Raw genomic sequence first — 18,764 nt, forward strand, 5'->3', positions numbered from 1 at the left:
AGGCGCGATGAACACCGTATATGTGGATGGCGTTTACATAGGCAAGGCAAAGAATCTCGGTCACGGTTTGATGACCGATATCGATAAGGAAGAGGTTGCGCGGCGGCTTTGGTTATGGCCGCAGGGGCTTGGAAGCGATGAACACGGCGACCCACGTTTCCATACCGGCCCCGAACGGGCCCTGCACCACTATCCGGCCGAGCACTACGCCTGGTGGCGGAAACGTTATCCACAGATCGACTGGCGGGCACCGGCGTTTGGCGAAAACCTCTCGACCCACGGCGTCACCGAAGAACAGGTGTGCCTGGGCGACCTGTTCCGCTGGGGCGGGGCGTTGCTGCAAATCAGCCAGCCGCGTTCGCCCTGCTACCGCCTGAGTCACCGCTGGGGACTATCGGAGCTGCCGCAACAGGCGCAGGACAGTGGCCGCTGCGGCTGGTTCTATCGGGTGCTCAAGCCCGGCTTCGTCAGCGCCGACGAGCCTTTTGAACTGATACAGCGCAGTTATCCCGGCCTCACCGTGGCCTGGGCGCTGCACACTTTTTACCGTGAACCTTTGGAGCATGCGGGTTTGAAGAAGCTGGTGGATTGTCCGGCCCTGTCGTCACGCTGGCGCGATATCGCGATCAAGCGTCTGCGCAGCGGCAGGGTCGAAGACTGGAGCGCACGCTTGCTCGGCCTGCCACTGGAAGGACTGCGCGCATGAACCTGTTCAACCTGCGGCGCCAGGCGGCACGCGCCGCTGAAGCAGCGCCGGCTCCGGCACTGGCCGACCCGGTCGACCCGCTGTCCCGCGAGCACCTGATGCCAGCCATCGAACGTGCCGCGCAGGTCTTCGTCCGTGGCCAGGGTTCCTGGCTGTGGGACAGCGAAGGCCGTGCCTACCTCGACTTCACCCAGGGCAACGCGGTCAACAGCCTCGGTCACAGCCCCAAGGCACTGGTCCAGGCCCTGAGCGGCCAGGCCCAGGCGCTGATCAATTCCGGCGCGGGCTTTCACAACCGTGGCCAGCTCAAGCTGGTCAATCTGCTGTGCCAGAGCACCGGCAGCGACCAGGCCTATCTGCTCAACAGCGGCGCCGAAGCCTGTGAAGGGGCGATCAAGCTAGCGCGCAAATGGGGTCAGCTTCATCGCAACGGCGCTTACCACATCATCACCGCCAGCCAGGCGACCCATGGCCGTAGCCTCGGGGCGCTGGCCGCTTCCGACCCGTTGCCGTGCAACCGCTGCGAGCCGGGCCTGCCGGGTTTCAGCAAAGTCCCGTTCAACGACCTGCCGGCGCTGCATGCGGCAGTGGACTCGCGCACCGTGGCGATCATGCTGGAGCCGATTCAGGGCGAGGCCGGTGTGATCCCGGCGACCCAGCACTACCTCAAGGGCGTGGAGCGGCTGTGCCGCGAGCTGGGCATTTTGCTGATCCTCGATGAAGTGCAGACAGGCGTGGGCCGCTGCGGTGCGTTGCTCGCCGAAGAAACCTACGGTGTGCGCGCCGACATTCTGACCCTCGGCAAGGGCTTGGGCGGCGGCGTACCGATCGCCGCGCTGCTGGCCCGCGGCACCGCTTGCTGCGCCGAGGCCGGTGAGCTGGAAGGCAGCCACCACGGTAACGCGCTGATGAGCGCGGCGGGCCTGGCGGTGCTGGAAACGGTGCTGGACAGCGGTTTCCTGAGCCAGGTGCAAGACGCCGGGCGCCACCTGCGCGATGGCTTGAGCCGCTTGGCCGGACGTTACGGTCAGGGCGAAGTCCGCGGCCAAGGCCTGTTGTGGGGACTGGAACTGAACGAGCCGCTGGCGGCCGAGGTGGTCAAGGCGGCTTTGCAGGAAGGCCTGCTGCTGAATGCGCCGCAGCCGAATGTGCTGCGCTTCTCGCCGGCGCTGACCGTCAGCCACGGCAATATCGACGAAATGCTGCTGCGTCTGGCCCGGGCCTTCTCCCGTGTCCATACCGCACAACTGAGCCGGCGCCGCGAAGCCAACGCCTGACCCGGCCTCAGTCACGAATCAAACGAACCGTCTCGCGTTTCTGCGCGTCGCCCCAGACCTGTTGTTTTTGGTCTGGGGCGTTTTTTTTGCGGCAATGGCGACTGGCTATGCTGTGGGAACCACGGCGCAGAGGTCGGGGTCAGAACAGGACATCATTCGAGGAGATGTTTCATGGACTTCATCCGCATCATCATCGCCATCCTCCTGCCGCCGCTGGGGGTGTTTCTGCAGGTGGGATTCGGCGGGGCGTTCTGGCTGAACATCTTGCTGACGCTGCTGGGGTACATTCCGGGGATCGTGCATGCGGTGTATATCATCGCCAAGCGTTGAGCTTTTGAGCCTCATCGCCGCATCGCAGCGATGAGGTCATCAACCCGCGCCCAAAACCTTGCAGTAAAACCGCCACTCTTCCTCCAACGCATGCGCCAGGTTCGCTGCCGTCCTGAACCCATGCCGCTCGGTCGGATAGAAATGTCCCACCGCCTCGATCCCATTGGCCTTCAGCGCTGCCAGCATCGAACGGGTCTGTTCCGGCACCACCACCGCATCCAGTTCGCCCTGGAAGAAAATCACCGGCACCTTGATGTTCCCCGCGTGCAGTAGCGGCGTGCGGGCGTGGTAGCGCTCGGCATCCCGTTGCGGGTCGCCGATCAGCCAGTCCAGATAATCCCCTTCGAACTTGTGCGTGGCCCGGGCCAGCGCCACGGGATCGCTGACCCCATACAGGCTGGCGCCGGCGCGGAACACGTCGTGGAAGGCGAGGGCGCACAAGGTGGTGTAGCCGCCCGCGCTGCCACCACGGATAAACGCCTGGGCCGCGTCGATCAAGCCTTCAGCCGCCAGATGCGCGACCGCCGCGCAGGCGTCTTGCACATCCACCTCGCCCCAACGCAAGTGCAGCGCCTGCCGGTAGGCCCGGCCATAGCCACTGCTGCCGCGGTAATTGAGGTCGGCCACGGCGAAGCCGCGCTGTGCCCAGTACTGGATGCGCGGGTCGAGCACCGGATAACAGGCGGAGGTCGGCCCGCCATGGATGAACACGATCAGCGGCGTCGGGCCGCTGCCGTTCATGGCCGGGTAGAAAAAGCCGTGAGCTTCGCCGTCGCCGCTCGGGTAGCTGAAACCACGCGGGCGGCTGATGCCTTCGGCGGGCAACGACAGCACGCCGCCGGCCAGCACCTGGACGTCATGGCTATGGCGGTCGATGGCGATCACCGCTGGCGGGCTGACCGATGAGGCGGCGATGGCGTAGATCGACGTGGCGTCCAGATCGAGGCTGCGGAAGCGGCTGTAGTCGCCGCTGAAGTCGTCCAGTTCACCGTTCACCGTGCGCAGGCCGAGGCGGGCGAAACCGCTTTCGAACCAGCTCGCCAGGTAGCCATCGCCAACCGGCAGCCAGGTGCTGGCGCCCAGTTGCCACGGCGCGCCGGCATGGTCGGCGTTGACGGCGGGCAGGGGCTGCCACTGACCGTCGATTTCGCCCCAGGGCTGCCAGTAGCCGTTGCGGTCGGACAGGCAGTAAAGCCGGCCATCGCGGTCGAAACGCGGCTGTTGCAGTGATTGCGGAGTGTCGTCGCCGGCGATGCAGCGCGGTGCCTGCTGGCCGTCACGGACATAAAGCCGGGTCGCGGTCCAGGGCTGGTCGGGCCGGCTCCATTCGATCCAGGCCAGGCGCTGGCCATCGTCGCTCAGGGTCGGCGCGGCGTAGAAGTCCGCGCCTTCGGCCAGCACGTGGCGTTCACCGTCGGCGGCAATGGCCACCAGCCGATGTTCCACGTGTTCGGGGGCGTGGGTTTCTTCCACCGCCAGCACCCGTCCGGCGGCCCAGAGCAGATCACCATAGCGGCGCTGGCCTTGGGTCAGGGCCTGCGGCGGGCCTCCGTCGAGGGATTGGCGGTAGAGCTGTTGGTCGCTTTCGTTGACGAACACCAGCCCGTCGTCGTTCAGGCAGAACGAGCCGCCGCCATATTCGTAAACCCGGCTGCGCACGCTGAAGCCGACCGGGGTCAGGCAGCGGGCCAGGCCGTCGCGCCAGTGCCAGATCCGGCAGGCGCCGTCGAGTGGGCGGAATTCGTTCCAGAACAGGCCGTGGGCACCGACCTTCAGTTCGGCGAAGTCGGTGCCGGCGGCGACGGCCTGTTCGGCGCTGAAGCGCTCAGCCGCGAGCGATGAGTCGGGAGTTTCGATCATTGCGGAAGGTCATCTGGTCGATGGTCAGGCTGGCGGTCTCGGCCTCCTCCCGCGCCGCGAGAATCATGCCGTGGTCCGCCGATTTGGCACACACCGGATCAGCCTTGCTGGCGTCGCCGGTAAGCATGAACGCCTGGCAGCGGCAGCCGCCGAAATCACGTTCTTTCTCATCGCACGAGCGGCACGGCTCAGGCATCCAGTCATAACCACGATAGCGGTTGAAACCGAAGGAGTCGTACCAGATGTGCTGCATGCTGTGCTCGCGCACGTTGGGAAACTGCACCGGCAGTTGCCGCGCGCCATGGCAGGGCAGGGCCGTGCCGTCCGGGGTGACGGTGAGGAACACGCTGCCCCAGCCGTTCATGCAGGCTTTGGGGCGTTCTTCGTAGTAGTCCGGGGTGACGAAGATCAGCTTGCACGGGTTGCCTTCGGCCTTGAGCCGATCGCGGTATTCGTTGGTGATGCGCTCGGCGCGTTCCAGTTGCTCGCGGGTCGGCAACAGGCCGACGCGGTTCAGGTGCGCCCAGCCGTAGAACTGGCAGGTGGCGAGCTCGACGAAGTCGGCTTCGAGGGCGATGCACAGCTCGATGATGCGGTCGATGCGGTCGATGTTATGCCGGTGGGTGACGAAGTTCAGCACCATCGGGTAGCCCTGGGCCTTCACCGCCCGGGCCATTTCCAGTTTCTGCGCAAAGGCTTTCTTCGAGCCGGCGAGCAGGTTGTTCACCTGTTCGTCGCTGGCCTGGAAGCTGATCTGAATGTGATCGAGCCCGGCCTTCTTGAAGGTGGCTATCTTCTCTTCGGTCAGACCTATGCCGGAGGTGATCAGGTTGGTGTAATAGCCCAGTCGCCGGCCTTCACCGATCAGCTCGGCGAGGTCCTGGCGCACCAGCGGTTCACCGCCGGAAAAGCCCAGTTGCGCCGCACCCATTTCCCGCGCCTCGGCCATCACCTTGAACCACTGTTCGGTGGTCAGTTCCTGGCCCTGGGCGGCGAAGTCCAGCGGGTTGGAGCAGTACGGGCATTGCAGCGGGCAGCGGTAGGTCAGCTCGGCCAGCAGCCACAACGGCAGGCCGACCTCGGGCTTGCCGGGTAGCTCACTCAAGGGTGATCCAGTGTTCGGCACGGGCCACCTCCATGAATTGCTCGATGTCTTCGGGAAGCTCGGGCACGCCGGGGAATTTCTCGTCGAGCAGGGCGATGATCGCGTTGACGTCACGCTCGCCGTCGATCAGCTCGCCGATCAGCGCGGCGCTTTCATTGAGCTTGATCATGCCCTCGGGATACAGCAGCACGTGGGCTTTCTGCGCCGGCTCGTACTGGAAGCGGTAGCCGGGACGCCAGCGCGGAGTCAGGTGTCGGTCGAAGCTCATAGGGCGATCCCCCGGTGCCAGACCCGCGCGTCGGTGACGCTGTGATAGGGCGGGCGGTTGAGTTCGTAGGCCATGCTCATGGCGTCGAGCATGCTCCAGAGAATATCCAGCTTGAACTGGAGGATTTCCAGCATGCGCTGCTGGCCTTCCACTGTCTTGTAGTACTGCAGGGTGATCGCCAGACCGTGCTCGACATCACGCCGCGCCTGGCTCAGGCGATTGCGGAAGTAGGTGTAGCCGGTTGGGTCGATCCACGGGTAATGCTGCGGCCAGGTGTCGAGGCGCGATTGGTGGATCTGCGGCGCGAACAGTTCGGTCAGCGAGCTGCTGGCCGCTTCCTGCCAGCAGGCGCGGCGGGCGAAATTGACGTAGGCGTCCACGGCGAAACGCACGCCGGGCAGCACCAGTTCCTGCGACAGCACTTGCTCGCGGTCCAGCCCCACCGACTCGGCCAGGCGCAGCCAGGCTTCGATGCCGCCGTCTTCGCCGGGCGCGCCATCGTGGTCGAGGATGCGTTGCAGCCACTCGCGGCGCACGTCGCGGTCCGGGCAGTTGGCGAGGATCGCGGCGTCCTTCAGGGGAATGTTCACCTGATAGTAGAAGCGGTTGGCGACCCAGCCCTGGATCTGCTCGCGGGTCGCGCGGCCTTCGTACATCGCCACATGATACGGGTGGTGGATGTGGTAGTAGGCGCCCTTGGCGCGCAGGGCCTGCTCGAATTCGGCGGGGGACAGCGGTTTCGCGTCGCTCATTACCTGGCGGCTCCTCAGAGTTCGATGCTCATACCGTCGAAGGCGACTTCCACGCCACGGCGGTCCAGCTCGGCGCGCTCGGCCGAGTCCTCATCGAGAATCGGGTTGGTGTTGTTGATGTGGATAAGCACCTTGCGCTGCGCGGGGAAGCCTTCCAGCACCTGGAGCATGCCGCCGGGGCCGTTCTGCGGCAGGTGGCCCATTTCGCTGCCGGTGCGGGTGCCGACCCCGCGGCGCTGCATTTCGTCATCGTTCCACAGCGTGCCGTCCACCAGCAGGCAGTCGGCGTCCTGCATGCGTTGCAGCAGGCTGTCGTCGACCTTGCCGAGGCCCGGCGCGTAGAACAGTTTGCCGCCGGTACTCAGGTCTTCGACCATCAAGCCGAGGTTGTCGCCGGGGTGCGGGTCGAAGCGGTGCGGCGAGTAGGGCGGTGCGGCGCTGCGCAGCGGGAAAGGGCTGAAACGCAGGTTGGGGCAGGCGTCGATGGTGAAGCTGCCGTCCAGTTCGATGCGGTTCCAGGCCAGGCCGCCGTTCCAGTGTTCGAGCATGTTGAACAGCGGGAAGCCGGTGGTGAGGTCCTGATGGACCATCTCGGTGCACCAGACCTGATGCGGGCAGCCTTCGCGCAGGCTGAGCAGGCCGGTGGTGTGGTCGATCTGGCTGTCGAGCAGGATGATCGCGTCGATGCCGCTATCGCGCACGGCGCGGGCCGGCTGCATCGGGGCGAAGGACTGGAGTTGGGCGCGGATATCCGGCGAGGCGTTGCAGAGGATCCAGTGCACGCCGTCGTCGGACAGGGCGATGGACGATTGCGTCCGTGACTTGGCCCGCAGCGTGCCGTCGCGGTAGCCCTTGCAGTTGGGGCAGTTGCAGTTCCACTGCGGGAAACCACCGCCGGCGGCGGAACCTAGAATCTGGACGTACATGGCCTACTCCTGCCCCGTCTGAAAATGAAAACGCCTCGGGCGATTGGGGGTGGAGGCTCATCGCGAGCAAGCTCGCTCCTACATCGTGATGTGCTCCAACCTCATTGGCGACCGAGGCGTCGTTCCGCGAATCGACTCAGCGATTGGCGAAATACATGGTCACTTCAAAGCCAATACGCAGGTCAGTGTAAGCAGGTTTGGTCCACATGGGATTACTCCTTCGGGATAGGTCTGATAGGGCACCGCTACTCATTTAGTCCACCCTCTCGGGCAGGCGTTCAAAGTCTCGGGGTTGCGCAATCTTACCGAAACAAATTAACTGAACGGTTAAATATTTTTACAGAAAAGCTTTTGCAAAAACCGTAACAGTCAACGCCAGCCGCTCTCCGGCGCCGGCCCGTTGGCCAGCAGCAACCAGTCGTTTTCGCTGCGCAAGCGTTCCCAGGCGCTGTCGATATCCGCCTGTTGGCGCGTGAGGATGGTCGCGGCCAGAGGCTCCAGAGTGAAGCCGTCGTTGCCGGCCAGGTGGGTTTGCCACGCCCATTCGGCGACGTCGGCATTGGCCATGGCTGGCTCAGTAAGCTGCGCGGCGAGGGCTTCGCGGGCGCTGCCAAGCTGGGGTGTGGGCCGGGCCAGGAATGCGCGGATATGGCTGAGGATTTCCTCGTGACTGGCGTTCGGCGATTGCACGCCGAACATCAGTCCGCTGTGTCCCTGGATCTGCCGGAAGGCGCTGAACACCGCGTAACCCAGTTGCAGTTCACTGCGCAGGCGCTGGTAGAACGGGCCCTGAATCAGTTGCGCGAGCAGCCGCCCCCTGGTTTCGTCAGGGGTGGGACAGAACAGCAGCAGGGCCGCTTCGCCGCTGGCCTCGGCGTAGTGATGCCATTGGCGGGCTGGCGGTGTAGGCGGCGGCAGTGTCATCGGGTTGCCGGGGAGGTTGGCCAGCAACAGGTTGAGAGCATTCTGCGCCGCCTCGTCAAAGCCGGTGGACAGCGCGGTCCAACCCGGCGCGGCGGGAGCGAGCACGTGGTGCGGCAGTTCCCGCATCAGCGCGCGGATCGGGATCAGCGGCGGCTCCGCACTCGGCTCGGCGGGGCTGGCCTCGTCCAGTTGCAACAGCGCTTGTTCAATGACCGCCAGCACTGGCGCGGGCGCACCGGCACAGCGCAGTTGCCAGGTGTTGGCCGTGCGGGTCCATTGCAGTTCAACTGCGGCGCGGCTGGCGCGTTCGATAAGTGGCTTAAGCACATCGCGAAGGTGCTCGGCGTGATCTTCGAATTGCAGGCGCAGGTACAGCGCGGCGTACTGGCGAACGGCGGGCAGGGCAAGGCTGACGGTCAATCCGGCGGGTACGGGCGAGGCTCCAGCCTCGGCAAGCGTGGCAGCGAGCAGCGGTTCCGGTTCGGGTAATTGCCATGGATGACGGGACACTCCGGCATCCGCCAACAACACCCGCAGCGCCGCTTGCCCCTGCTGATCCAGCGCCGTGAACGGCCGCTCACGACGTGCCAGTTCCAGCGCGCTGGCGCCGGCATCGCGGCACGCTTGCAGGCGCTGATATTCCAGCAACAAGGCGCTGTGATCCACCTCGCGAAAGAAGGCCAGCCAGTCGTGCAATAACGCTTCGGCCTCGACCGTCTCGGCGCTCGGGCTCAATTTCAATCGTGCATGCAGCAGTGCCTGACCACCGAACCGGTACAACGCGGTGAAGCTGAAATCTTCCAGCCAGCCGCGCCGCCGCAACTCGGCCGGTAGCCCGCCCGGGCGCGTGTCCGTGATCCAGGTGGTGAGGTAGTCGATGGCCTCGTCGGCACCGTCCGGCAGATGCTCATGGGCGAACAGCAGGTCCAGCTGGCCGTCGATTGGCGGCACACACAGCGGTCCGTCGAGCAAGGCCGGTGGCGCGGTTTGCTCGATCCGCGTTCCCGTCGCGAACAGCTTGCCGAATTCGCGCGCGGCCCGTTCCAGCTCATCCAGTGATTCCGGCCCGCTCAGGCTGAGGGTCATTTGCCCGGCCTGATAAAAGCGCTGATGAAAAGCGGCCAGCGCCTGCTGAAACGCCGGCTCATCGATTGGCAGGCTGTCACGATTGCCCGCATGAAAACCGCTCAGTGGATGCTTCGCCGACACGCTGCGCAACAGCGCGTATTGGCGTTGCGCCTCGGTATTGCCCGACCAGGCAACCCACTCGGCATGGATCACCTCGCGCTCGGCGCGCTGGCGTTCCAGCGTCAGTAGCGGATTCGCGAGCATCTCGCACAACCGCTCCAGCGCATTGGGGAATGCCGCTGGCGGCACCTCGAAAAAGAACTCGGTGGTGCGCTCGCGGGTGCTCGCGTTGAGCTGCCCGCCTTGGCGCTGGACGAAGCGCATCAGCCCGTCTTCCACCGGAAAGCGCGCAGTGCCGAGAAAGAACAGGTGCTCAAGAAAATGCGCCAGACCGGGGTATTCGGTGGGCGCGTCATGGCTGCCGGCATGCACCCGCACGGCTGCCGCGCAGCGCTTGAGGTGCGGCGCATGGCGCAGGGCGACCCGCAGGCCGTTGCTCAGGATGAGGTGCTGGAGGGTGCTGGACATGACGGCTCCGAAACGCGCGAGCCATCATGCTAGCGGATAAATCAGTCGCTGCGCGGCTCGCGGTGCAGCTCGCTGCGCAGGTCTTGCAGGTAGGGCGTGTGGGCGCGGCCTTCGTGGACCCGACGCAGTTCCAGGTCGGCCGACAGCAGCGCGGTATCGCGCCCGGCCATGGCGAGGACGCTGCCGTCGGGGCCGACGATGCTGCTTTGGCCGCAGTAGTGGATCTCGCCCTCGGCGCCGCTGTAGTTGGCGTAGACCAGGTAGCACTGGTTTTCGTGGGCACGGGAGCGCACGGTCACCTGGCAGATGAAATCGTAGGGTTCCATGTTCGCCGTCGGCACCAGGATCAGCTCGGCGCCGGCCATGGCCAGGCGGCGGGCGTTCTCCGGGAACTCGATGTCGTAGCAGATCAGCATGCCGACCTTCCAGCCGTTGAGTTCCACCACCGGGAAGTGGTTGTCGCCGGGGCTGAACATCGCCCGGTCGAGGCCACCGAACAGGTGGGTCTTGCGGTAGTTGCCGAGGCTGCTGCCGTGGGCGTCGATCAACTGCACGCTGTTGAAGATCCGTCCGTCGTCGCCCAGCTCCGGGTAGCCATAGACGATGGCGATACGGTTGGCCTGGGCGATTTCCACCACGCGCATCGCCGAGGCGCCGTCTTCGGCTTCGGCCAGGCGGGCGACGGCTTCGCTGCCGATGTTGTAGCCGGTAAGGAACATCTCCGGACACACCAGCAACTCGGCCCCGCGGGAGGCGGCAACCTGCGCCTGCTGCTGCAGACGCTCAAGGTTGCCGGCAACGTCCAGTGGCTGCGGCGAGCCCTGGTAGAGGGCGATACGCATGTTGAATCTCCTGTCAGTCGGCGAGGGCGATCGGGCCGATTTCGTTGAACACATCGCCCGGGCCCGGGTTGTCGGCGTGGGTGCGACCGCCGAAGTGATTCATGATGCCCCAAACTGCGTTGAGCGAGGTCTGCACCGCGCCCTCGACCCAGGCCGGGGTCCAGGATACATCGTCACCGGCGATGAAAATGCCGCGCTGTTCGGCGGGCATGTCCTGCTGCATGAAGTGCGCGTACATGCGCTGGTTGTAGCGGTAATGACCCGGCAGCGCGCCCTTGAAGGCACCGAGGAAATACGGGTCGGCTTCCCACGACACGGTGATCGGATCGCCGATGATATGCCCGGCGATATCCACCTTCGGGTAGATCTTCTTCAGCGCATCCAGCGCCAGCTTGACCCGCTTTTCCACCGGGTGCGGCAGCATCTTCAGCGCGTCGCTCATCCACGAATAGGACAGGCAGATCACCCCCGGCTTGTCGTCGCCGTTGTCGAACAGGTAGGTGCCGCGGGTCAGGCGATCGGTGAGGGTCATGCTCATCAGGTCGCGGCCGGTTTCCGGGTCCTTGTCCTTCCAGAAGGGGCGGTCGACCATCACGAAGGTCTTCGACGACTGCATGTAGCGGGTGCGGTCCAAGGCCATCCACATCTTCTGCGAGAACAGCGATTCCTCGCACTCGATTTGAGTGGTCAGCAGCCAGCTCTGGCAGGTGGTCAGCACGGCCGCGTAGTTGCGCGTGTCGCCCCAGTTATCGGTGACCGCCACGCTGCCGTCGGCATTGCGGGCGATGCGCTTGACCCCCGGCCGCGGCGCACCCCGGTGCAGCGACGCCAGGCTGGTGCCGGCCGGCCAATGGGCGCAGCGCTCGGGCACGTGCTTCCAGATACCCAGCGGCACCTGCTCGACACCGCCGACAATCAGATGCTGGTGGTCGTCGCAGTTGGTCATCACCACGCGGAAGATTTCCAGCATCGAGTTGGGGAAGTCCGAGTCCCAGCCGCCGGTGCCGAAACCGACCTGACCGAACACTTCGCGGTGCAGGAAGCTCAGCTTGGCGAAGGCTTTCGAGGTGGCGACGAAGTCGTAGAACGTGCGGTCATCCCACAGCGGAACCAGCGTGTTCCACAGTTCTTTCAGACGCGGTACATCGCGGTCGCGGATCGCCTGCTGGATATCACCGAAGCGCGAGCCGTCTTCCAGGGCGTCGGCCCAGGCGTCGGCGACTTCCTGGAACAGGGCCGGCAGGTCGCTGATCTTTTCCGCGTAGTGGGTCTGGCCTTCGAGGTCGATCACCGTGCTGCCGGAGGCGGGCGTCAGCGGGTTGGGGAAGGGCTTGGTTTCGAGGCCGAGTTTGTCGACGTAGTGATAGAAGGCCGTGGACGACACCGGAAAACGCATGCCGCCCAGCTCGGCGACGATGCCCTCGGTCCCGGCGAAGGCTTGCGAACGCAGGCGCCCGCCCATCTTCGAGGCCTCGTAGACCACCGGCTTGAGGCCCAGCTTCATCAATTCGTAGGCCGCCACCAGCCCGGCGATACCGGCACCGACGATCGCCACTTCTTCACCATGACGTTCGGCGGGAATGCTGCCCAGACCGGCCGGGTGTTCGATCCAGTCATCGAAGGCGAAAGGGAAGTCGGGACCGAAGATGGTGACGGGCTTCTTGCCGTCGGCGGGGTGGCGGTTGTTCTTGTTCATGATTGACCTTGCCAGGGGCTGCGCGGGGTGCGGAGCCTGAGTATAGGAAATGCCTGGGGTCAATTTTAGGGAGTGGAGTGTTCGTAATTAAGATGCAGAGTGTTGTCGTTTTGTGGTGTTTTTGGTCGATATGACGGGTTGTGTTTGCAGAATGACAGTTGCGCTGGTTTTCGCGCGAGCTCGCTCCTACAGATCAGGGCGCCGCCAGCTAAACCGGCTGCCCCCGGTCCACCTTGCTACTCAGAATGATCGACGTGGTGGTCTTCTCCACCCCTTCCAGGCTGCCGATCTGGTCCAGCAACTGATCGAGCTGTTCCGGCGACTCACTGCGCAGCCACGCCACGTAATCAAACTCGCCACTCACCGCGCAAAGCTGCTGCACCTGCCCCATGGCGCTCAACCGCCGCACCACCTCTCGCCCGGAGCGCGGTTGTACGGTGATGCCCACGTAGGCCTGCAACCCGCCATCGATCACCCGCTGACCAAGACGCACACCGTAGCCGCTGATCACCTTGGTCTTTTCCAGCCGCGCCAGCCGCGAGGTCACCGTGGTGCGGGCGATGCCCAGTTGGCGGGCGAGGGTGGCGACGCTTTCGCGGGCGTTGATCTGCAAGGCGGCGATAAGCTGGCGGTCGATTTCATCGAGGGCGGTGCGGCTGTCGGACATGGGATTCCCGGGTACAACGGTGAAGGTCGGCCCAGTGTACAGACGGCGCCGGGCGACTCAACCCGCCGCCTTGAAGCAGTGCTCCAATGCGGGGAAAACCCCCGCGCGCACTTCCCGCGCATACTCGCCCAGCGCCCGGTCGATCGGCCCCTGCAGCTCGGCGTAGCGTTTGACGAAGCGCGGCTGGTATTCGCCGAACAGCCCCAGCAGGTCTTCCGTCACCAGCACCTGCCCGTCGCAGGCCGGTGAGGCACCGATGCCGATGGTGGGAATCTCCAGCTCCTCGCTCAAGGCCCGCGCCAGAGGCTCGGCGATGCCTTCCAACACCACCGAAAACGCACCGGCCGCCTGCATCGCCAGCGCATCGCGACGCACCTTTGCCGCGCTTTCCTGATCCCGGCCCTGAGCCTTGAAACCGCCCTGGCTGTTGACCTGCTGCGGCATCAGTCCGACATGGGCCATCACCGGAATCCCACGCTGACTGAGGAACGCCACCGTGTCGGCCATCTCCTCGCCGCCTTCCAGCTTGATGCCCTGGGCACCGGTGTCGCGCAACAGCTTCGCGGCATTGAGAAACGCCTGCTCCGGCGAGGCCTGGTAGCTGCCGAACGGCATGTCCACCACCACACAGGCGCGCTCGGCGCCGCGCATCACCGCCTGGCCGTGGGCGATCATCATGTCGAGGGTCACGCCCAGGGTGCTGGGCATGCCGTACAGCACCATGCCCACCGAGTCGCCAACGATGATGATGTCGGCGTGGGCATCCACCCAGCGCGCCATCGGCAGGCTGTACGCCGTCAGCGCCACCAGGCTGCCGGCGCCCTTGCGCTGGCGGATGGCGGGAATGGTCAGGCGGCTTGCGCGGATCTGTGTGCTCATGACGTGTGCTCCTGGCGTTGTTCAACGAGACGCGGCGCAGGCTACCATCGGCTCTTCTGGCTCACTTGAGCAAAGGGGACTAACAATGCCGCACACGGGACAACCCGCCCCGGTACCGCCAGTGCCGGAGCAACTGACCCGGTCGGTGCACGGGCGCATGTTCGATATCCCGGCGGGCTATCGGGTGGACATGCACAGCCATGACTGGGTGCAGTTCACCTACGCCAGCGCGGGGATCATGCAAGTACTGACCGAGCGCCACAGCTACCTGCTGCCGCCGCAGTGTGCCGTGTGGATTCCGCCCGGCGTGCACCACACCGTCTACAGCGAGCGGGCGCTGGCTTTTCGCAGCCTCTATTTGGGTGACGGCATCCTCAAGGGCTATGCACGGGATTGCGCAGTGGTGCAGGTCACGCCACTGGTGCGCGAGCTGATCGAAAAGGCCAGCCACTTCGCCAACGACTATCCCGAGCAGGGCCCGCAAGCGCGGTTGTTGCAGGTGCTGGTGGATGAAGTGCGCGAATTGCCCGAGGCGCCTTTCAGCCTGCCGCTGCCCAGCGACCCGCGCCTGCGCCGTATCACCGACGCCTTGCAGGCTGAGCCGGGCGATAACCGTGGTATCGAGGAATGGGCGCAACAGGTCGGCGCGTCGCGGCGCACCCTGGTGCGCTTGTTCCAGGCGCAGACGCAACTGTCGTTCCAGGCCTGGCGCCAACGCCTGCGCTTGCTGGCGGCGCTGCCGATGCTGGCGCAAGGCACGAGCGTTACGGCGGTGGCGAATGACTTGGGGTATGACTCGGTGTCGGCGTTCATTGCGCTGTTTCAGCGCCACTATGGCGAGACGCCCGGCGCTTATGCGCTCGGCCTGGGCTGATGCCCGCCCGGGAGAAATGAAAAAGCCGCGCAGTGCGCGGCTTTTGGTATCTGGTGGGCCCACACGGACTCGAACCGTGGACCAAAGGATTATGAGTCCTCTGCTCTAACCGACTGAGCTATAGGCCCCAGAGGTCGCGGATTATATCGAGGGATTCCAGGCAGTGCCATCCGAAAGATCCGAAAGTACTATGCGTAAAAACGACTCGGCAAAGGCGTGCGGCGGCAGCGGCAGGCTGACGATGTAGCCCTGGATCTGTTCGCAGCCTTCGGCGGCGAGGAATTCCTGCTGTGCCTGGGTCTCGACGCCCTCGGCAATGATGGTCAATTGCATGCTGCGGCCCAGGGCAATGATGGCGCGGGCGATGGCGGCGTCGTTGGGGTCGTCGGGCAGGCCGCGGATAAACGACTGGTCGATCTTGAGGATGTCCAGCGGCAGGCGCTTTAGGTAGCTGAGGGACGAATAGCCGGTGCCGAAGTCGTCGATCGCCAGTTGCACGCCCAAATGCTTGAGCTGGTGAAGGATCGCCAGGCCTTCCTCGGCCTGGCTCATGATGAAGTTCTCGGTGATCTCCAGTTGCAGGTCGCCGGCCTTGAGCTGGTAGGTCTTGAGCAGTTGCTCGATGCGCCGCACCAGCCCCGGCTGGCGCAATTGCGCGCCGGCCAGGTTGACCGACAGCGGGCCGAAAGCCTGGTAGTGACTTTTCCATTCATGCATCTGCTGGCAGGCGCGCTCCAGCACCCAGTCGCCGAGCGGCAGGATCATGCCGTTCTCCTCGGCCAACGGGATGAAGTGCTCGGGCGGGACGTCGCCGAAGGTCGGGTTGGTCCAGCGGATCAAGGCTTCGGCGCCGACGAGTGCGTGGTTCTTCAGGCTCAGTTTGGGCTGGAAGTACAGGCTCAGCTCGTTGCGCTCGATGGCCCGGCGCAGTTCATGCTCCAGGGCGATGCGCTCGCTGGCCTGGGCGGTGAGGTCGCGGGTGTAGGACTCGACCCGGTTGCGCCCCTTGGCCTTGGAGCGGTACATCGCCGCGTCGGCGTTGCGGATCAGCGAGGCCACATCGGCGCCGTCCTGCGGGTACAGGCTGATGCCGATGCTGGCGCTGGAGAAGAACTCGTGGTCGCCGGCCTGGAACGGCGCGTTGAAGCAGGTCAGCACTTTCTGTGCGATGTGCTCGGCATCGCTGGCCTGGTGCAGGCCGGGCAGCAGGATGATGAATTCATCGCCGCCGAGGCGGGCCACGGTGTCGATGTCGCGCACCTGTTCCTTCAGTCGATGGGCGATGGCCTTGAGCAGCAAGTCGCCGACCGGGTGGCCGAGGCTGTCGTTGATGTGCTTGAAACGGTCCAGATCGAGGAACAACACCGCGCCCTGGCGGCTCGATGCTTGTGTGCAGTGCAGCGCCGCTTGCAGGCGGTTTTCGAACAGCGTGCGGTTGGGCAGGCCGGTGAGCGGGTCGTGGTGGGCCTGGTAGTCGAGCTTGGCCTGGGCGTGCTTGAGGCTGGAGATATCGGCGAACACCGCGACGAAATGCGTGGTGCCCAGTTCCGGGTTGCGCACGGCGCTGATGGTCAGCCAGCTGGGGTAAAGCTCGCCATTCTTGCGCCGGTTGAGGATCTCGCCTTGCCAATGGCCTTCTGCGCTCAGTTGATGCCACATGGCGGCGTAGAAGGCGCTGTCGTGCTGGCCAGAGGCGAGCAGGCGCGGGGTCTGGCCGAGCACTTCGGCTTCGCTGTAGCCGGTGATTTCGCTGAACGCCCGGTTGACCGCACTGATGTGTTGCTCGGTGTCAGTGATGAGCACGCCTTCGGCGGTGTTTTCAAAGACGGTCGCCGCCAGTTGCAGTTTTTCCTGCATCTGCTGGCGGTCGGTGATGTCGCGGGCGATAGTCAGCATGCAGTCGATGCCGCCGATGGGCAGCGGCCTGGCCGACAGTTCGCACAGACGGATCTGCCCGTCGCTGCGCCTCAGGTTGCAGGTGAAATCGCGGACGAAGCCATCCTTTTTCAGTATCTCCAGCATTTGCCGGCGTTCGTTCAGGTTGACCCAGATGCCCAGGTCGATGGCGGTGTGGTCGAGGGACGAATGGCTGTCGAAGCCGGTCAGGCGGCAAAAGCCTTCATTGACCTCCAATAGCAGCCCATCGCTCTGACGCGACAGCAGCATGCCGTCGGGAGAGGCGTGGAAGGCCTTGGCGAACTTCTCTTCGGAAATCTGCAGTTGCTGTTGGGTTTCCTTGAGCTGGTTGATATCACGCACCGCCACCACCAGCGCCGGGGTGCTTTCCAGGTCGAAGGATTCTGCCGAAATCAGGCCGGTGAACAACTGGCCGTTACTGCGCCGGAAACTCATCTCCAGATTGCGCACGCTGCCCCGCTGCAGGCGTTCCAGCAAGCCGGCGCCAATGCCTTCGACGCCCCAGATGTTCAATTCGGTGGCGGTTCGGCCAACAACCTGGGAAGGGCTCAGGCCGATCTGTTCCACGAATGTTTCGTTGACCTCCAGCAGGCAGCCGTCGCTGAGCCGGGCGATGACCAGGATGTCGGGGCACTGATGGAAGACCGAAGCGAACTTCTGCTCTGACAGGCGCAGCGCTTGCTCGGTGTATTTGGCCTCGCTGATGTCGATCATCAGGCCGCGCATTACCGGTCTATGACCGTGTTCGATCAGGCTGACGATGTCGCGGATCCACAGGGTTCGGCCATCGGAACGGATTACCCGGTAATCGAGGCTGTGATCGCGGCCGGCCGCGGTTTCCGCGTCGCAGTAAGCCTGCGCCCACAGCGCGTCCTCGGGGTGCAGGATGGAGCGCCAGAAACCAGGCTCCAGCCAGCGGCTGAGCGGGTAGCCAAGGAGGTCTTCGGCGTGGGGAGACACGTAGTTGTAGGTGAAGTCATTGGCGTCGGCTTCCCAGGCAATGGCCGACAGGCTCTCGACCAGGCCGCGGTAGTGGTATTCGCTGCTGCGCAGTTCTTGTTCCAGCGCGATGCGCCTGGAAATCTCGGAACTGAGGCGGCGGTTGACGCGCATGACGCCCGCCAGTATCGCCACCATGAACAGTACGCCGGGCAGGCCGTAGAGCAGCAAGTCGGGCCAGACGGTGCGCTGATCCAGGACGTTGCCGACCCAGCGCTGCTGGATGCTGTTGATTTCCTCGGGCGTCATGTCGGCGATGGCTTTGTCGAGGATGCCGACCAGCACTTTCTGGTCCTTCGGAGCGCCCATTGCCAGTTGATAGCGGTAAGGCGTTTCACCACTGACATAGAGGCCTTCGAGCTTGAGTTCGCGCAGGCTCCAGACGCTGGAGGCAAGGTCGCCGACTACGGCGTCCACTTCATCTGTGGCCAGGGCTTGCAGGGTGGAGCTGACGTTCGGCATCGCCACCAGGTTGAGGTCGGGGTGGTGGGTGCGCAGCAGTTCATGCGGAGCAGAGTTTTCCACCACGGCGATTTTCCGGCCGTAGAGGTCCTTCAGGTCCTTGGATTGGGGGCCGCCTTCATGGGACAGGATAACCATGGGGAAGTCGAGGTAAGGGCGGGTGAAGGACAGGTAGGCCTGGCGCTCCGGGGTGGACATGACACTCGGCAACAGGTCGAGTTGGTTCTGTCGCGCGCGTTCGAGTAAAGCGGTCCAGGTGGTGGGCTCCGCCGGCTCGAAAGTGACATTCAGGCGGTCCTGAATCACAGAGATATAGTCGGCGGCCAATCCCTGGTAGCGGCCTTCCTGGTCCCGGTATTCAAACGGTGGCCAAGAAGCATCGGCGCCCAGGCGCAGTTTGGGGTGCGCACTGAGCCAGGCCTGCTCTTCTTCAGTCAGGGTCAAGGCGCCGGCCGTCGCGCTCCAGGCCAGCAGGAGCGATAACAGAAGGGCCGGCATTCTCGGCATAGCGGCCTCATCGATCTAATGGATAGAGTCGAGTGTAGACGGGCATTCCGTCCACAGGGCCGCTGCCGACAGTAGGATTTTCCGAGCGGAAAAGAAAAACCCCGGCGGGTGCCGGGG

At 64.6% G+C, this 18,764-nt stretch carries 16 protein-coding genes and 1 tRNA gene; 4 read left to right on the forward strand and 13 right to left on the reverse strand.

Features of this window, described 5'->3' with window-relative positions:
* Positions 1-7: 7 nt before the first annotated feature.
* The 3 genes from HWV67_RS26645 to HWV67_RS26655 all read left to right on the forward strand — a co-directional run bounded on the left by HWV67_RS26645 (position 8) and on the right by HWV67_RS26655 (position 2,313).
* Complete coding sequence (locus HWV67_RS26645) at positions 8-706, forward strand: MOSC domain-containing protein (protein WP_095156182.1); 699 nt, start codon at positions 8-10, stop codon at positions 704-706.
* Positions 703-1,983, forward strand: a complete 1,281-nt coding sequence (locus HWV67_RS26650) for an aspartate aminotransferase family protein (RefSeq protein WP_175653438.1) — start codon at positions 703-705, stop codon at positions 1,981-1,983. The genes HWV67_RS26645 and HWV67_RS26650 overlap by 4 nt, the downstream gene beginning before the upstream one ends.
* A gap of 171 nt (positions 1,984-2,154) precedes the next feature.
* The gene (locus HWV67_RS26655; RefSeq protein ID WP_003177654.1) at positions 2,155-2,313 is read left to right on the forward strand and encodes a YqaE/Pmp3 family membrane protein; all 159 of its coding nucleotides are present in this window, start codon (positions 2,155-2,157) and stop codon (positions 2,311-2,313) included.
* A gap of 39 nt (positions 2,314-2,352) precedes the next feature.
* On the opposite strand, the gene HWV67_RS26660 is transcribed toward HWV67_RS26655, so the two are convergent.
* The 11 genes from HWV67_RS26660 to panB all read right to left on the reverse strand — a co-directional run bounded on the left by HWV67_RS26660 (position 2,353) and on the right by panB (position 13,888).
* Positions 2,353-4,173 (reverse strand): S9 family peptidase, encoded by a 1,821-nt coding sequence (locus HWV67_RS26660; RefSeq protein WP_175653439.1) that lies wholly within the window; start codon positions 4,171-4,173, stop codon positions 2,353-2,355.
* A complete protein-coding gene (gene pqqE / locus HWV67_RS26665) occupies positions 4,139-5,299 on the reverse strand; it encodes a pyrroloquinoline quinone biosynthesis protein PqqE (protein WP_175653440.1) in 1,161 nt (386 codons plus the stop codon). Before pqqE ends, HWV67_RS26660 begins: the two co-directional genes overlap by 35 nt.
* Positions 5,271-5,546 (reverse strand): pyrroloquinoline quinone biosynthesis peptide chaperone PqqD, encoded by a 276-nt coding sequence (pqqD, locus tag HWV67_RS26670; protein WP_110971515.1) that lies wholly within the window; start codon positions 5,544-5,546, stop codon positions 5,271-5,273. The genes pqqE and pqqD overlap by 29 nt, the downstream gene beginning before the upstream one ends.
* Positions 5,543-6,298: a pyrroloquinoline-quinone synthase PqqC gene (gene pqqC, locus HWV67_RS26675; protein ID WP_175653441.1), complete on the reverse strand. Its 756-nt coding sequence runs from the start codon at positions 6,296-6,298 to the stop codon at positions 5,543-5,545. The genes pqqD and pqqC overlap by 4 nt, the downstream gene beginning before the upstream one ends.
* Before the next feature lie 14 nt (positions 6,299-6,312).
* Positions 6,313-7,224 (reverse strand): pyrroloquinoline quinone biosynthesis protein PqqB, encoded by a 912-nt coding sequence (gene pqqB, locus HWV67_RS26680; protein WP_175653442.1) that lies wholly within the window; start codon positions 7,222-7,224, stop codon positions 6,313-6,315.
* Positions 7,225-7,360: 136 nt separating this feature from the next.
* Positions 7,361-7,432: a pyrroloquinoline quinone precursor peptide PqqA gene (pqqA, locus tag HWV67_RS26685; protein WP_003243383.1), complete on the reverse strand. Its 72-nt coding sequence runs from the start codon at positions 7,430-7,432 to the stop codon at positions 7,361-7,363.
* 161 nt (positions 7,433-7,593) lie between these two features.
* Positions 7,594-9,804, reverse strand: coding sequence for a pyrroloquinoline quinone biosynthesis protein PqqF (gene pqqF, locus HWV67_RS26690; RefSeq protein ID WP_175653443.1), 2,211 nt, complete (start codon positions 9,802-9,804; stop codon positions 7,594-7,596).
* 41 nt (positions 9,805-9,845) lie between these two features.
* Positions 9,846-10,646: a carbon-nitrogen hydrolase family protein gene (locus HWV67_RS26695; protein ID WP_175653444.1), complete on the reverse strand. Its 801-nt coding sequence runs from the start codon at positions 10,644-10,646 to the stop codon at positions 9,846-9,848.
* Positions 10,647-10,659: 13 nt separating this feature from the next.
* A complete protein-coding gene (locus HWV67_RS26700; RefSeq protein WP_175653445.1) occupies positions 10,660-12,342 on the reverse strand; it encodes a flavin monoamine oxidase family protein in 1,683 nt (560 codons plus the stop codon).
* Positions 12,343-12,550: 208 nt separating this feature from the next.
* Positions 12,551-13,009 carry an Lrp/AsnC family transcriptional regulator gene (locus HWV67_RS26705; RefSeq protein ID WP_095156172.1) on the reverse strand — a complete coding sequence of 153 codons (459 nt, stop codon included), beginning with the start codon at positions 13,007-13,009 and terminating at the stop codon, positions 12,551-12,553.
* 57 nt (positions 13,010-13,066) lie between these two features.
* Entirely contained in the window at positions 13,067-13,888 is an 822-nt protein-coding gene (gene panB, locus HWV67_RS26710) for a 3-methyl-2-oxobutanoate hydroxymethyltransferase (RefSeq protein WP_175653446.1), read from the reverse strand.
* A gap of 85 nt (positions 13,889-13,973) precedes the next feature.
* Here panB and HWV67_RS26715 point away from each other — a divergent pair, with 85 nt between their 5' ends.
* Complete coding sequence (locus tag HWV67_RS26715) at positions 13,974-14,762, forward strand: AraC family transcriptional regulator (protein ID WP_175653447.1); 789 nt, start codon at positions 13,974-13,976, stop codon at positions 14,760-14,762.
* 51 nt (positions 14,763-14,813) lie between these two features.
* On the opposite strand, the gene HWV67_RS26720 is transcribed toward HWV67_RS26715, so the two are convergent.
* Together HWV67_RS26720 and HWV67_RS26725 are read right to left on the reverse strand one after the other, a co-directional pair.
* Positions 14,814-14,890, reverse strand: a tRNA-Ile gene (locus HWV67_RS26720).
* Between the two features lie 13 nt (positions 14,891-14,903).
* Positions 14,904-18,647, reverse strand: coding sequence for a bifunctional diguanylate cyclase/phosphodiesterase (locus HWV67_RS26725; RefSeq protein WP_175653448.1), 3,744 nt, complete (start codon positions 18,645-18,647; stop codon positions 14,904-14,906).
* Positions 18,648-18,764 lie beyond the last annotated feature (117 nt).

It is taken from the genome of Pseudomonas sp. Marseille-P9899 (assembly GCF_903166565.1).
Lineage (GTDB): Bacteria > Pseudomonadota > Gammaproteobacteria > Pseudomonadales > Pseudomonadaceae > Aquipseudomonas > Aquipseudomonas huaxiensis.

What these genes read in the sequence shown, in the direction of transcription:
- HWV67_RS26655 (WP_003177654.1), top strand. Translation starts at nt 2,155, where the DNA reads ATGGACTTCATCCGCATCATCATCGCCATCCTCCTGCCGCCGCTGGGG.
- pqqD (WP_110971515.1), bottom strand. Translation starts at nt 5,546, where the DNA reads ATGAGCTTCGACCGACACCTGACTCCGCGCTGGCGTCCCGGCTACCGC.
- HWV67_RS26660 (WP_175653439.1), bottom strand. Translation starts at nt 4,173, where the DNA reads ATGATCGAAACTCCCGACTCATCGCTCGCGGCTGAGCGCTTCAGCGCC.
- HWV67_RS26705 (WP_095156172.1), bottom strand. Translation starts at nt 13,009, where the DNA reads ATGTCCGACAGCCGCACCGCCCTCGATGAAATCGACCGCCAGCTTATC.
- HWV67_RS26725 (WP_175653448.1), bottom strand. Translation starts at nt 18,647, where the DNA reads ATGCCGAGAATGCCGGCCCTTCTGTTATCGCTCCTGCTGGCCTGGAGC.
- HWV67_RS26645 (WP_095156182.1), top strand. Translation starts at nt 8, where the DNA reads ATGAACACCGTATATGTGGATGGCGTTTACATAGGCAAGGCAAAGAAT.
- HWV67_RS26700 (WP_175653445.1), bottom strand. Translation starts at nt 12,342, where the DNA reads ATGAACAAGAACAACCGCCACCCCGCCGACGGCAAGAAGCCCGTCACC.
- pqqC (WP_175653441.1), bottom strand. Translation starts at nt 6,298, where the DNA reads ATGAGCGACGCGAAACCGCTGTCCCCCGCCGAATTCGAGCAGGCCCTG.
- pqqB (WP_175653442.1), bottom strand. Translation starts at nt 7,224, where the DNA reads ATGTACGTCCAGATTCTAGGTTCCGCCGCCGGCGGTGGTTTCCCGCAG.
- HWV67_RS26695 (WP_175653444.1), bottom strand. Translation starts at nt 10,646, where the DNA reads ATGCGTATCGCCCTCTACCAGGGCTCGCCGCAGCCACTGGACGTTGCC.
- pqqF (WP_175653443.1), bottom strand. Translation starts at nt 9,804, where the DNA reads ATGTCCAGCACCCTCCAGCACCTCATCCTGAGCAACGGCCTGCGGGTC.
- panB (WP_175653446.1), bottom strand. Translation starts at nt 13,888, where the DNA reads ATGAGCACACAGATCCGCGCAAGCCGCCTGACCATTCCCGCCATCCGC.
- HWV67_RS26715 (WP_175653447.1), top strand. Translation starts at nt 13,974, where the DNA reads ATGCCGCACACGGGACAACCCGCCCCGGTACCGCCAGTGCCGGAGCAA.
- HWV67_RS26650 (WP_175653438.1), top strand. Translation starts at nt 703, where the DNA reads ATGAACCTGTTCAACCTGCGGCGCCAGGCGGCACGCGCCGCTGAAGCA.